This window comes from Gracilinema caldarium, assembly GCF_029265695.1.
Taxonomy (GTDB): Bacteria; Spirochaetota; Spirochaetia; order Treponematales; family Breznakiellaceae; genus Gracilinema; species Gracilinema caldarium_A.
In genome coordinates this window covers 1-12,943 of sequence record NZ_JAJUHW010000057.1, presented here as the reverse complement: position 1 = coordinate 12,943, position 12,943 = coordinate 1, and the positions used below count along the sequence as shown (strand labels likewise).

13 protein-coding genes are annotated in these 12,943 nt (G+C 52.5%); 6 read left to right on the top strand and 7 right to left on the bottom strand.

From position 1 onward, the window contains the following. Together Q7P68_RS12915 and Q7P68_RS12910 are read right to left on the bottom strand one after the other, a co-directional pair. A partial coding sequence (locus Q7P68_RS12915; protein WP_304226328.1) for a D-alanine--D-alanine ligase family protein occupies window positions 1-887 on the bottom strand: 887 nt, incomplete at its 3' end. A 2-nt stretch (window positions 888-889) separates the two neighbouring features. Then, window positions 890-2,566, bottom strand: a complete 1,677-nt coding sequence (locus Q7P68_RS12910) for a UDP-N-acetylmuramoyl-L-alanyl-D-glutamate--2,6-diaminopimelate ligase (protein ID WP_304226326.1) — start codon at window positions 2,564-2,566, stop codon at window positions 890-892. A 107-nt stretch (window positions 2,567-2,673) separates the two neighbouring features. Here Q7P68_RS12910 and queD point away from each other — a divergent pair, with 107 nt between their 5' ends. Further along, window positions 2,674-3,051, top strand: a complete 378-nt coding sequence (queD, locus tag Q7P68_RS12905) for a 6-carboxytetrahydropterin synthase QueD (protein WP_304226324.1) — start codon at window positions 2,674-2,676, stop codon at window positions 3,049-3,051. Between the two features lie 5 nt (window positions 3,052-3,056). Here the strand turns inward: queD and amrA are convergent, their stop codons facing one another. Next, window positions 3,057-3,632 (bottom strand): AmmeMemoRadiSam system protein A, encoded by a 576-nt coding sequence (amrA, locus tag Q7P68_RS12900; RefSeq protein ID WP_304226322.1) that lies wholly within the window; start codon window positions 3,630-3,632, stop codon window positions 3,057-3,059. Window positions 3,633-3,793: 161 nt separating this feature from the next. Between amrA and Q7P68_RS12895 the strand changes: the two genes are divergently transcribed. From Q7P68_RS12895 to aspS, 4 genes are read left to right on the top strand one after another with little or no spacing between them, the layout of a single operon-like run. Further along, window positions 3,794-4,156, top strand: coding sequence for an aspartyl/glutamyl-tRNA amidotransferase subunit C (locus Q7P68_RS12895; RefSeq protein WP_304226320.1), 363 nt, complete (start codon window positions 3,794-3,796; stop codon window positions 4,154-4,156). A gap of 38 nt (window positions 4,157-4,194) precedes the next feature. Further along, on the top strand, window positions 4,195-5,826 hold the full coding sequence (locus Q7P68_RS12890) for an amidase family protein (protein ID WP_304226318.1): 1,632 nt from the start codon (window positions 4,195-4,197) through the stop codon (window positions 5,824-5,826). A 2-nt stretch (window positions 5,827-5,828) separates the two neighbouring features. After that, window positions 5,829-7,316 carry an Asp-tRNA(Asn)/Glu-tRNA(Gln) amidotransferase subunit GatB gene (gene gatB / locus Q7P68_RS12885; RefSeq protein WP_304226316.1) on the top strand — a complete coding sequence of 496 codons (1,488 nt, stop codon included), beginning with the start codon at window positions 5,829-5,831 and terminating at the stop codon, window positions 7,314-7,316. Then, window positions 7,304-8,626 carry an aspartate--tRNA(Asn) ligase gene (gene aspS / locus Q7P68_RS12880; RefSeq protein WP_304226315.1) on the top strand — a complete coding sequence of 441 codons (1,323 nt, stop codon included), beginning with the start codon at window positions 7,304-7,306 and terminating at the stop codon, window positions 8,624-8,626. The genes gatB and aspS overlap by 13 nt, the downstream gene beginning before the upstream one ends. On the opposite strand, the gene Q7P68_RS12875 is transcribed toward aspS, so the two are convergent. Both Q7P68_RS12875 and Q7P68_RS12870 read right to left on the bottom strand, forming a co-directional pair. Next, complete coding sequence (locus Q7P68_RS12875; protein WP_304226313.1) at window positions 8,623-8,967, bottom strand: cupin domain-containing protein; 345 nt, start codon at window positions 8,965-8,967, stop codon at window positions 8,623-8,625. The two genes, aspS and Q7P68_RS12875, sit on opposite strands and share 4 nt — an antisense overlap. A 25-nt stretch (window positions 8,968-8,992) precedes the next feature. Further along, window positions 8,993-9,670: a hypothetical protein gene (locus Q7P68_RS12870; RefSeq protein WP_304226311.1), complete on the bottom strand. Its 678-nt coding sequence runs from the start codon at window positions 9,668-9,670 to the stop codon at window positions 8,993-8,995. 324 nt (window positions 9,671-9,994) lie between these two features. Between Q7P68_RS12870 and Q7P68_RS12865 the strand changes: the two genes are divergently transcribed. After that, window positions 9,995-11,353, top strand: coding sequence for a hexokinase family protein (locus Q7P68_RS12865; protein WP_304226309.1), 1,359 nt, complete (start codon window positions 9,995-9,997; stop codon window positions 11,351-11,353). 62 nt (window positions 11,354-11,415) lie between these two features. On the opposite strand, the gene Q7P68_RS12860 is transcribed toward Q7P68_RS12865, so the two are convergent. Next, the gene (locus Q7P68_RS12860; protein ID WP_304226307.1) at window positions 11,416-12,363 is read right to left on the bottom strand and encodes a M15 family metallopeptidase; all 948 of its coding nucleotides are present in this window, start codon (window positions 12,361-12,363) and stop codon (window positions 11,416-11,418) included. A 48-nt stretch (window positions 12,364-12,411) separates the two neighbouring features. Beyond that, window positions 12,412-12,943: PAS domain-containing protein (locus Q7P68_RS12855; RefSeq protein ID WP_304226305.1), on the bottom strand; the 532-nt coding region annotated here is incomplete at its 5' end.

Sequence of the window (12,943 nt, the reverse complement as noted above, 5' to 3'; positions counted from 1 at the left end):
GCTTTTATAGCAATTTCCCTAATAGTTCTGAATTCAGCCTCGGTAAGATCTGCGGGAATAAGCAGGGCTGCCCCATCAGGATCGATATATTTAGCCTCGTAATCATAAAATTCATGGGTCGGGATAATTTCACCGGGGGTGTATGCTTCGGGCCGCTCGTTGCCAGTCACGGAACATTCCACTTCCCGGGCGGGGATAAAGGGTTCAATAAGTACCTTGTCGTCCCAGCGAAGTGCATCGGCTACGGCGCGTTCTAAACTCATCCGGTCCGGAGCTTTAGATGCCCCCACGGATGAACCAGCACAGGATGGCTTTACAAAAAGAGGGTATTGAAAATCCCGTTCTGCCCGTTCTATGAGCTGTTTTTGTTTTTCCACAGCAGCCCAATCCTGTTTGCGAACCGAAATAAAGGGCACCACCGGAAGTCCTGCGTGCATCCAGAGTATTTTTGCAACTTCCTTGTCCATGCCAATGGCGCTTCCCAGTACGCCGGCTCCCACATAGGGCAGGTTTACCATCTCAAAGAGGCCCTGGATAGTCCCGTCTTCGCCAAAGGTGCCGTGAAGTACCGGGAAAGCCACATCCACCGCCAGGGGCCCTGTTGCAGGAGTTCTCATGGTTTCTTTGGTACCGCCGCCGCAGACCACAGAAACCTGGCGCTGTTCATCAACCTGTATCTCCAGAGCTGCCGCACCGGAACGGCAGCGATGCAGCTGGTTTTCTTGCTGCAGATACCAACTGCCATACTTATCTATACCAATCAGCAGTATGTTGTATTTGTTTTGATCCAGATTGCGGACCACCGACGCGGCGGAAATAAGGGACACTTCGTGTTCCCCCGAACGACCGCCGTAAAGGACGGCTACTGTTTGTTTCGTTTCTCCCATAATTATCCTCTGTTTTCAAAGCCCATTTCTGCCAGGGCTTTTTCCGCTTCTCCGATTTCGTCATAGGGCATGGTATGATTTTTGTAAATAATCGAATTTTCGTGTCCTTTGCCCAGGAGGAGTACCACATCCCCGGGCCGGGCAAGACTAAAAGCCTTGCGTATTGCCTGGGGCCGATCCGGTATAAGAAATAATTCCTGGTCCCGAACCAGTTCAGGACAGCCTGCGGCAATTTCTTCTAGCAGGGCCATGGGATCTTCGCCCCGGGGATCCTCGTCGGCCAGGATGACAATATCGGACCAGTCGGCGGCTATACGGCCCTGCCGGGGCCGTTTTTCCCGGTCCCGCTCGCCACCTGATCCAAAGAGACTAATAAGCCGGCCGCCCCGGCCTTCAATCCGTTTTTTAACCGGCGGTAATACGGTTTCGAAGGAACTCGGCGTATGGGCGTAGTCTACGATAACTTCGAAGGGCTGGCCCCGATCCACGATGGTCATCCGGCCCCGCACGGGCCGCAGCTGGGGCACCAGGGGTACCAGATCTGCAATAGAAATGCCCGTAAGCCCCGAAACAACCAGCATTGCGGCCATTACATTGGCGGCGTTAAAGGTGCCCGGCAGCTTATCCTGTACATGGAGGGTTTCTCCGGTAGCACGGACCCAGACATCGTAGTTATTACCCTGGTCGCTCCCTTCCAAGCTCCGTATAGATAGATCCGCATCTTCTCCGTGAATACTATAGCTGTAGGTACGCCGTTCGGTAGCGTTGGAAAAGTAGTCATAACTGGGATCATCCGCATTGGCCACCGAAAATGATGGAATACGAACCGGAAGCCGAAGGCCCATTTCGTTTAAGGGCCCGTTCCGCAGGGCCTTTTCATGATTTACTTTGTCCAGAACCCGGAACAAGTTTGCCTTGTCGCTGCGGTACTGTTCCCAGGTACCGTGAAATTCTAGGTGTTCATGGGTGACATTGGTCATGACCCCCACATCAAAAGCCACATCTCCCAGCCGGTTTGTCCGAGGCGAAAGGCCGTGGGAACTGGATTCCACAACAGCATATTCCATACCATAGTCCCGCATGGCCGCCAGTGCCCTGTGTATGGTAGGGGCTTCCGGTGTGGTTTGATGTTCCGGATTCCATTCTTCCTTTTCGCCGATGCGATATTGGACGGTGGATATAAAGCCTGCCTTTTTGCCCGCCAGCGTGAGAAGCTGGTAGATTAAAAAGACAGTAGTGCTTTTCCCTTCCGTACCGGTTACGCCAATAATACCCAATTCTTTAGAAGGTTCATGAAAAAATATTGCCGAAATGGGTGACATTGCAAAGCGGGAATCGGCGGTCTGAATGTAGATTACTTCAGGTTCATATCTTTCCAGTTCATATTGATGAACAATTACCACAGCGCCCCGCTCTATGGCCTGCGGTATGTACCGGTGGCCGTCGGTATGAAGCCCCGGCAGGGCAAAATACAGATTTCCCGGTTTTATTTGGCGAGAATCGTATTGTAAATCTGTTACCAGCACCCTTTCAAAGGAGGATGCAAGCGCTTCAGGGAAAAGCGGAAGCTGGTCAGCTTCTGCATCCAATGGAAAGGAAAAACCCTTATACCGCAAAACTTGGCATTGGGCTCGTTTTATGAGCTCTGGGTTGAAAAACTCTGAAAATCGTCGGTCCATGGAAACAGATGATACCATTGTATACCAAGAACGGTAAAGGGGCCCACCCGGTTCCCGCCTGAATTGGCTCTCTCGACAGTGAAAATAAAACGAGGTATCTTCTTGTCATGTATCAGGTACGAGTAGAAGCTGAATTTGCTGCCGCCCACTTCCTTTCCCACTATCACGGGAAGTGCGAGCGGCTTCATGGCCATAATTACCGGGTGCGCCTTTGGGCTCAAGGAGAAAAGCTGGATGCGGGGGGCATGCTCATCGATTTTAGCCTCCTTAAAGGAGTACTTCGGGAAGTCTGTGGTACACTGGATCACCAGAACTTAAATGAGTTTACCGTTTTTTCCGGAGACCCCAGCGCTGAACGAATTGCCAAGTATATTTTTGATGAAACCGTATCTCTCCTGGCTGCCAGGGGCGGCCGAGCGGAGCTGCTTTGGGCGGTAGAAGTATATGAAACACCCACCAGTATGGCCCGTTATGAGCGGGATTAGGATTTCTATTCTCCAAAGACAAGGGCGGTAAAGGTGTAGAGCTCTGCCCCCGGCTCATTATAGGATCCCGGGGGGAGCCCCGCTTTCCGGCAAATATAATCAAGGTATTCATCCAGGTCCCAGCCCTGTTCTACTGGCACCTGGGGTAAAAGCACCCCCGAATAGCCACGGTGTATCAGGTACAGTCCATGTATTCCAATCTGTACCGAACGGGGATCTGCACAGCGTTCCATGGGGGAAAGGACAGATATTTCCAGCTTGCATTGATCAAGTTCATCCCGTCTCAGGGGCGGAAAGCGGGGATCCTCAAAGGCTGCGGCTCGGGCCATGGTCCGTACCGTTTCTTCAAGGGGGCGAACTCCAATCATGCGGCCAATACAGCCCCGCAGATTTTTTCCTTTATGAAGAGTGACGAAAGCCCCGCAGGGAACTAAAAGAGCCGATGTTCCTGATTCAAGTCTCTCAGTTACGGACGCCGGCCGTTCATAATGGGGCGGACGGCCATCGAGCTGTGAAGCTATGGCCTCTCGGGCTTCAGTTAAAAGACAGTGTTTTTCATCTTCGGTGAGATCGATTGTCATACCATATCTCCCTATCTCAAAAGTATAGGTCCGCTTTAAACCTTTGCCAAGGGATGCTTCGAGATGCGTTTAGAATAAAAATACATAAAAATTGCATAATAATTGTTAAAAATGCATAAATATACTTGACAATGTATACGGTTTAGGGTAATACAAACACTATGAAGTTAGATGATTTACAGGTGACAGCTCGTCTCGCCCATCTTGGTCTTGGCGATGCAGATCTGCGGGCTGCACTTCCGGCTTTCGAGCAAATGCTCGACTATTTTGCTGTCATGCAAACAGCGGACGGAAGCGTTTCTGGCGATAGCGCTGGAAAAGCTCATATCACAGCGGTTCACTCAGATTTAGTAGTATCGGTTCATCAATTTAATAATAATAACCCGTCTTATAATACCCTTCTTAATAATAATTCCCCCAATAATCAGGGAAATCATAATGAGGTAAACCTTTCCAATAATAACCTGATCAATCAGGCCGGCGAACGGAATGGTAATTTCATTGTGGTTCCCAACGTTCTTTAAGTTTAACTGCAATTTACTAGTTCCATTCGGAGGTCTGTATGTCTCGTTCCGTCGATTTAGACGGTTTCCCGGTCTATTTTTCGGCCTGGGAAGCTAAAATAGGTTCATTTTTAGAGTGTAAAGATCCAGAGCATTGGGAGGCCGGATCTGCGCCAGGCGCTGCTTCCCCGGTGGCGGATCTCCCCTTTGCTGCTAAGGACAATATCGCCGCATTAGGCTTCGGTCTTACCTGCGGTTCACGGCTTCTTGAAGATTTTCGCGCAACCTATACGGCCACCGCAATACAACGGCTTACAGATGCGGGGGCAAAACTGGTTGGGAAAACTAACCTGGACGAATTTGGTATGGGGTCTTCCACGGACAATTCGGCCCTTAAGCGGACCAATAATCCCTGGGATCCAGAGCGGGTTGCCGGTGGGTCCTCAGGGGGATCCGCGGCGGCGGTGGCTGCGGGGCTCGTGCCCTTTGCCCTGGGGAGCGACACTGGCGGCTCGGTCCGCCAGCCTGCGGCTTTCTGTGGAGTGGTGGGCCTCAAACCGACCTATGGAGCGGTGTCTCGCTTCGGCCTTGTAGCCTATGCATCGAGTCTGGAAACTATCGGGATTCTGGCGGACTCGAGCCGCCGGGCCCGGGACGTGTTCCGCATCATAGAGGGTGAAGATCCCCTGGACGAGACCACCGCCGCCGCAAGGCTTGCCGCCGGTCTCGGCAGCGCTCCTCAGGATGGAGCCGGAGCCGGCCATAGCAGTTCCCGCCAAGGCGCTTTCACCCCAGGCGGCTCCGGGCAAACCGATTCCAGCCATGCCGGTAAAATCCTCGCAGTGCTGGACAGCGCATCCCTTGCAGAGGCTGTGCGCGCCGCAGTTCAGGGGGCTGGAAGAGAAAGCACCAGCGGTGCCGCGGTTCAGGATGGCGGGGAACATAGCCCTGGGGGCAGGGTGCGTCCAAGCGGTATAGATCCGCGGGACCTTGCAGAGTTTAGCGGCCTCTTGGAACAGGAAGTATTGGCGGGCTTTTCCAAGGCTGTAGATGCTTACCGGGCTATGGGTTACCGTATCCGGGAAGTCTCAATTCCTTCTTTAGCTTATTCAGTCCCGGTTTATTACACCATTGCCACCGCCGAGGCCAGCGCAAACCTTGCCCGCTTTGACGGTATTCGGTATGGAAAACGGCCCGAATGGGCGGAGAACCCGGAGGATCTCATCGACAAGACCCGCGCCATGGGTTTTGGCCCTGAGGTAAAACTGAGGATACTCTTGGGCACCTTTGTTCTGCGGTCCGGCTTTCAGGACCGGTATTACCTCCAGGCCCAGCGGCTCAGAAAACGGATCACCGCCGACTTCCTTTCCCTCTTTTCCGGAGATGAAGCGGCCCAGGCCCTGCTTATGCCCGTGTTCCCTACCAGGGCCTTTGGCCGGGAGGGAGGCAAGGCCGGGAGTCCTGCTCTTTCTTCCTTTGCCCAAAAGGCGGCGGACCTTTTCACCGTTCCTGCCAACCTTGCAGGGCTTCCTGCAATTTCCTTTCCCGCATCGGTAGAAGGGGGCCTTCCGGTGGGGGTTCAGCTTGTTGGTTCGCCCTTTTCTGAGGAACTGCTCTGCGCTCTCGCAGAGGAATATGAAACAGCCCATCCTATCCCCCATCCGGAGGGATTTACAAGGTTCTGGAGGTAGCCATGTATCAGTCGTTTATTGGCCTTGAAATACACATTCACCTGTTGTCGGATACCAAGGTATTCTGTTCCTGCAAAGCCGCCTTCGGTTCTGAACCTAACACCAACGTCTGTCCCGTTTGTCTGGGACATCCGGGGGTGCTGCCTGCCTTAAACCAGGAAGCCTTTGAAATGGGAGCTCTGGTTGCCCAGGCTCTCAACTGCCGTATCCCCGACCGGACCTGGTTTGAACGGAAACAATACTTTTATCCGGATATGCCGAAAAATTATCAGATTTCCCAGTTTGCCTCCCCCTTAGGCCAGGAAGGCTATATGGATGTGCTGATCGGCGGCCGAAAAAAACGGGTCCGCATTAAAGAATGTCACCTGGAAGAAGATGCGGGTAAAATGATCCATGCGGGAAACGTGACCCTCCTGGACTATAATCGGGCTGGTACAGCCCTTTTGGAAATCGTGACCGAACCGGACCTGGAAACGGGATCTGAAGCAGAGGCCTTTATCCAGCAGCTGCGCCGCCTGGTCCGCTATCTTGGGGTCTGCGACGGTAATATGGAAGAAGGCTCCCTCCGTTCCGATGCCAACGTTTCGGTTAACCTCAAGGGGGCGGGCCTTGGCCGCAAGGTAGAAATAAAGAACCTGAACTCTTCCCGTTTTGTCCGCCTTGCCCTGGACTACGAAATCGCCCGCCAAAAGGAAATACTCGAATCCGGTGGGGTAGTGAAACAGGAAACCCGGCTCTGGAACGAAAACCGGGACCAGACCGAATCCATGCGGAGTAAAGAAGATTCCCACGACTACCGCTTTTTCCCCGAACCGGACCTTCCGGTACTTGAAATTGACGATGCATTTCGGATGCGGATCCAGAGCAGGTTGATGGAACTCCCCCTGGTCCGGCAGGAACGCTTTGTACGGGACTACGGCCTTAGTCCTGAGCAGGCTGAATATATCTGCGAAGAGCGGGCCTTGGCCGATTATTTCGAAGCCGCTGTCAGCCTGGTAAAAGGGCTTGATCGGGCCGAAGCTGCCCGGCGGCTTGCCCTGTGGTTAGCGGCGGATGTAAAGCGGGTCATGAACAAAAACGGTGTCAGCCCCGATTCCATTGGCCGCTGGTCATTGAGCCCCCAGCGGCTTGCCCAGATTGTGGAACTCCTTGCCCGGGGTGCCATTTCAGGCAAGATTGCTAAACAGGTGCTGGAACTCTCAGTAGCGGAAGACCGGGATCCTGAGACCCTGGTGCAGGAAAAGGGCTGGCAGATGATACAGGACCGGGAAACCATAGCCCGTTTTGTCCAGGAGGTTTGCGGCAGAGAAGGGGGCAGTTTCCAGGAAGCGGTAGCCGCACTGGAAGGGGGGAACCTCAAGCGGTACGATACCCTTTCGGCATATTTAGTGGGCAAGGTTTTAGCTGCCACTGAAGGCCGGGGAGATGCCCTGATTGTAAAAGAAGAGGTGGAAAAATTAATACGGGAGCGTAAACCATGCGTGTGTTAGCAAAAGATATTGTAGAACTTGCCCAAAAGGAAGCGGGAAAGACGATTGAACTTGCTGGTTGGGTTCACCGGATCCGGGAACTTGGGGGGGTGAGTTTTGTCATACTCCGGGACCGTTCTGGTCTTGTGCAGCTCGTACTCGAAGGTAAAACCGATCTGACATTAGAGTCCGTTGTTCACATAACGGGAACTGTGGCGATAAACGAAAAGGCCCCCGGCGGTGCGGAAGTACGGGTGCAGCGCCTGGAAGTCCTTTCCCGCTCTGAGCCGGACCTGCCCTTTCCAGTCAACGGTGACATGGCCAAGGTTGGGCTTGATGTCATTTTAGACAACCGGCCCCTGTCCCTCCGGAATCCGCGGATCCGCAGCATATTCCGGGTTCAGGCAACGATTATAGAAGCCTTTTCAGAGTATCTGCGGAGCGAAGACTTTACAGAAATAAAAACCAGTAAGCTTATTGGAAGTGGTACCGAGGGGGGGACCGGTCTATTCGAAGTTGAATATTTTGACCGGAAAGTATACCTGGCCCAATCACCCCAGTTTTACAAACAGACCATGATTGCCTCTGGTTTGGAACGGGTATTCGAAGTTGCCCCTGCCTATCGAGCGGAAAAACACGATACGCCGCGGCACCTCAACGAATATGTGTCCATGGATGTGGAACTGGCCTTTATCGAAAGCGAAGCAGATCTTATCGAACTGGAAAAACACCTTTTAGCCCATATTTTCGAAGCCCTGGCCAAGAAAAATGCTGAGGATCTGGCAGCATGGAATGCTACCGTTCCTGACAGCGACCGTGTATTTAAGGCCCCCACCATTGCCCATGATGAGGCCCTGGAGTTGGCCCGGGCCGAAGCCGTCCGGGGCGGCCAAAACACCAGTACGAGCTCTGCAGCTCAAGGATTTTTCGAAATCAGTCCCGAAGTGGAACGGCTCCTCTGCGCCTGGGCAGGCCGGGAATATGGTATCGAACTTGTGTTCGTAAACCAGTTCCCCCGGCGGCATCGGCCCTTCTATACCTATCCTGCATCAGCTACCCACACCATGAGCTTCGACGCCCTTTTCCGGGGCCTGGAGATTACTACCGGGGGCAGAAGACAGGAACAGTACCAGGCACTTCTTGAGGTACTGCCCCGCTTTAGCCTCAAAGCAGAGGACCTTAAGGATTACCTGGCGGTCTTTAAATACGGCTGTCCGCCCCACGGCGGTTTTGCCATCGGTTGCGAACGGCTTACCCAAAAGGTGCTGGGCCTTTCTAATGTTAAAGAAGCTAGCCTCTTCCCCCGGGATCGAAGGCGGGTGTCGCCCTAATAGGCATCCCCTTCGCTGGGCACGAGGCAGATAAACTTGAGGGGGACCGAACCGGTATTCGAAAAACGATGGGTTTTACCCCCCTCAATATAGGCCACAGAACCGGCGCGGACCGGATGTTCGGTCCCGTCAATATGCACCGCTCCTTCTCCTTCCAGCACATAGTTCGCGTGCCACCAGGGGTGCTGGTGAAGGGGCGTGTGACCCCCGACCTCAACGGTAAAAACCCGCAAATAGCCCTCATAGCCGTCTTTAGGGCCGATAAGAATCTGCTTTGCAACCCCTTCTATATCCTTTCCCTGAACCGGGACTGAAACAATGTCGCTTTCATGCCGCACCATAATTATCCTCCTGTACTGCCGGCTATTATAATGCCGGCTGCTCATACCTTATCAGTTCCAGGGTACTTTTGGGAGTCCCCGGCGGGCCGTTGACCCCTTCGGACCGCACCATATAGTAGGGATAACTGGCGAGAAACCAGAGGTTTGTCTTTCCCACCAGGCTGCCGAAGACTCCTGAAAGTCCAAGCTGGGCTTTCCAGCATTCGACTTCCTGTCCCATGATTTTTAATTTTTCCCTCCCCGCAACGGTGAGCTCAAAAGAGAACCCTCCCGTGCTAGCCCCGGTTCCGATAAAGATGATTTTTGCCTTTTGCTGTTTCCCCCAGGGAAACAACCTCAGGCTATGCCCCAGGGTATCGGTACTGGAAACTAAAAGTTCCCCCTCTTTTGCCTTGTAGCGGGTTTCAAGGAGCCGGGTAATGCGATTTACCGTTGCATCTTCGCCGATGGTTGTAACGTCCGTATAGGTTGCAAGCAGTGACTGGGCATCGAGACGATAGAGGGCCCGTTGATCAGGAGCGCTGGTGGAAAGCTCAAAATAAGGTCCCCTAGCTTCGTTAACATATCTGGATGTATAGATAACCTCGTCCTGCTTGGTTCCAATTTTCCTGCTATAGACAAGGCGTTCAGAGATAGGCAATTCCTGGGTTTGGGCAGTTTCTGGGGAACCCCAAAGAAAACCGATTAAAAAAATAAAAGCCATTAAAATATTAAATTGATGTAGCTTATTGAACAATGACATGTTTCTCTTGCTCCTTGCAAGCAAATTTCGCGTATTATCTAATGAAAAGCAATCTTTCTTTCCCCTATTGCTACAGAGCCGCTTCTGGTATAAAAAGATAAACTGAGCTGTTACTATATGGGGGTTCCCAGACGCCCTCTGGCAGCTGAGCGATTGTTTGTGGTTGCGTAACAACCGCTTTGACTAATCGCGGTATCTAAGGCAGCTCTTTCAAAACTTTCTGAGTCTTGAAAGAGCCTCAGTTTATAGTTTTATTTTTGTTTTGAAGCTATTTTGGAGGTCCCTATGAATTCATCTTTTAATCCCAGATTACTGGCCGATTTTGCCCGATATTACGGTTTCCATTATGGGGTCTGTGACCCCGCAGCACTGGTAAAAGACCTGGTGATAGAAATGGAGCGGGGACTTCGGGGCGATCCTTCCACTTTGCCCATGCTGCCATCCTATTTGTACCCCGTTTCTTCTGTGCCGCCGGGTAAAGAGGTGATTGCCTTGGATGCAGGGGGCACCAACCTCCGGGCTGCACTGGTTCGTTTTGATGAAAAGGGTAAGGCAATTGCGGAACATACCCAGAAAACTCATATGCCTGGAACCAAGGGACAGCTTTCTGCAAAACAATTTTTCGATGAAATTGCGGCGGTTACCGCTCCGCTGCTTGAGCAGAATCCCCATGTTGAAGGTATCGGTTTCTGCTTTTCCTATCCCATGGAAATGACCAAGGATGCGGACGGCATACTTCTTGGTTTTAGCAAGGAAGTGGATGCCCCTGAAGTTATCGGAAAAGCAATCGGCGCAGGCCTCCGGGAAGCCCTGGCAAGGAAGGGAGTAAAGGCTCCTGATCGGATAGTGCTTCTGAACGATACGGTGGCGACACTTCTTTCTGGTCTTGCAGAGATTCCCGCTGACGGCGGTCAGCGTAAGGGCCCTGACATTTATGGTGTGGAAGGCGGCCCGGTTATCGGTTTTATCCTCGGAACGGGTATGAATGTAGCCTATCCTGAAACGCGAATTCCAAAAATCGGCTTTGACGCTCCCAAGTCTCCCCAGATTGTCGTTTGCGAGACCGGCAGTTTCCATCCCCGCTACCTGGGCCGGCTGGACGAGGAATTCGACGCTACCCTCAAGAATCCGGGCAAATACACCTTTGAAAAAACCATGGCCGGTGCATACCTCGGACCACTTACCCTGTACATGCTCAAGAAAGCAGTCAGCGATGGGGTCCTCGTATTCCGTAGATCCGGAGAACTCCTGGCCATGCAAAACCTGCAGACTAAGGATCTCAATGCCTTTATGCACAATCCTTTAGCGGGAGAGGGCCCCATTGGTTCCCTCTTTGATAAGGATGAGCGGGATGCCCTTGCAACCCTTGTGTTCCTTACATCGATTATTACCGAGCGGGCCGCCCTCTTTGCCGCAGCGGCAGTGGCGGCGGCGGTAGAAAAAACCGGCGCAGGCTACGATCCCTTTGTACCGGTACGGGTTGCCGTAGAAGGAACCACCTACATGGTATACAAGGGTATGCGGCCCGCCTTGGAGTCATACCTCCATACAATTCTATCCGCCAAGGCGCCCCGTTCCCTTGTCGTATCGCCGGTAGAACAGGCCTCTCTGTTCGGCGCTGCGGTGGCTGCCCTCTCAAAATAGAAAAAAAAAAGGAGCCTTAAATGGCTCCTTTTTTTTTATGACACGAGATGCAGTGAGCCTTGTTAATCGCCCCCTATACCATAACTTTGGAGGGTTGCGAAGATACCGTACAAGGCGCTGATTTCGTGTAACTCGGGGCGGTATTCAAAGTGCATGTGGTCGTAGAGATCCCATTTGCCGCCCCAGACAAAGCCTTCGTCTTCAAATATCTGTATAACCTTTTCTGGCGGTGACCATCGGTTATTCTGGCTTACCAGCATCCAGCGGGAGTTCCGTTCCTGTTCCCACTGCCAATAAATGGCTTTACCGCCAAGTTTGCGGGGTTGAATATCGATAGCGAGTCCAAAGCTGTGCATGCTGATGCGGCTCGTGCCCCGAATTTCCCGCCAGTTGTAGCCCCCAATAGTGCCAATATTTTTGATAAACTGGGCCACCTCTTGATCCGATTGTGCCAGAGCCCGGATACGTTCATCAATCCTTTTTACCTGATTTTGTATCATGCCATGGATTGATATAGACTTTCCCAGAAAGCGGGTTTGAACAATCTGCTGTTCTATTTCACCCCGTCTCACCCCTCCATACAGGGCTGAGCGAAAGCCGTTGTGATGATCCGGCCCCTGCATTTGGTGTTCTGCACTGCCGATTCGCTGGAGTTCAGCGATGCGCTCTTGGGTGTATGATTTGGGATCCGGCGGTTCATCTGGGTAAAGATAAAATACATAGGGCTTGTAATCCTGCCATTTGTCGCGGATCTCTTCGGGAAGGAGACGCCCTTTAGCCCAATAAAAAAGTTCCCCCCTTACTTGAATGGTCCAGTCGTCGTTTTGCCAGGTAACCGCCTCGACCCGATCGGGGTAGGAACTCCGGTAGGCTTCTAAAACCTGGCGGGCATGGATTTCGGGCCTAAGCTGGCTGGAGGGCGAGAGCGGATAGAGCGATATGCTAAGGAGCAAAATGCTGAGAGCGACGAGGAGTTTTTTTGTCCCGGTATAGTATGGCCTTTGTTCCATCTGGAATTAAACCATACTAAACCGGCTGGATCTTTGCAACCTTCTTGGTTAGTCCCAGTCTAAAAGCCGCCGATGGCCCTGCAGCGCCCGGATACCGCTGACGTCCTGACTGACTTCCAGGGTGCCGCGGTACTTGCCTTGGCTATCATACACAGGGAAATAGCGGATATGTACAAATTTGCCCCCCAGCTCAAGCCAGAATTCAGCTACCTTCTTTTCTTTCTTCCGGAAAGCCTGGACTATCCTTTGCACAATATGGACGCTTTTGGGCGGATGGCAGTTAGCCACGTTCCGGCCGATGACGCCAGGACTCCGGGGAAAAATACGTTCTGGATTATCTGAATAGTAGAGGACCCGGTCGTATTCGTCTACAAAGGATACATCGATGGGCAGGTTTTTGAGCATGAGGTCGATCTGCTCGGCGGTTAGGAATCCTTCTCCGAGTTTTATCGCCCCTGGGACCTTATCTGGAGTCGTTACCGTTTCTGGAATGGGCGATTTCGCCCCTGGGACCTTATCTGGAGTCGTTACCGTTTCTGGAAGGGGCGATTTCGCCCCTGGGACCTTATCTGGAGTTGTT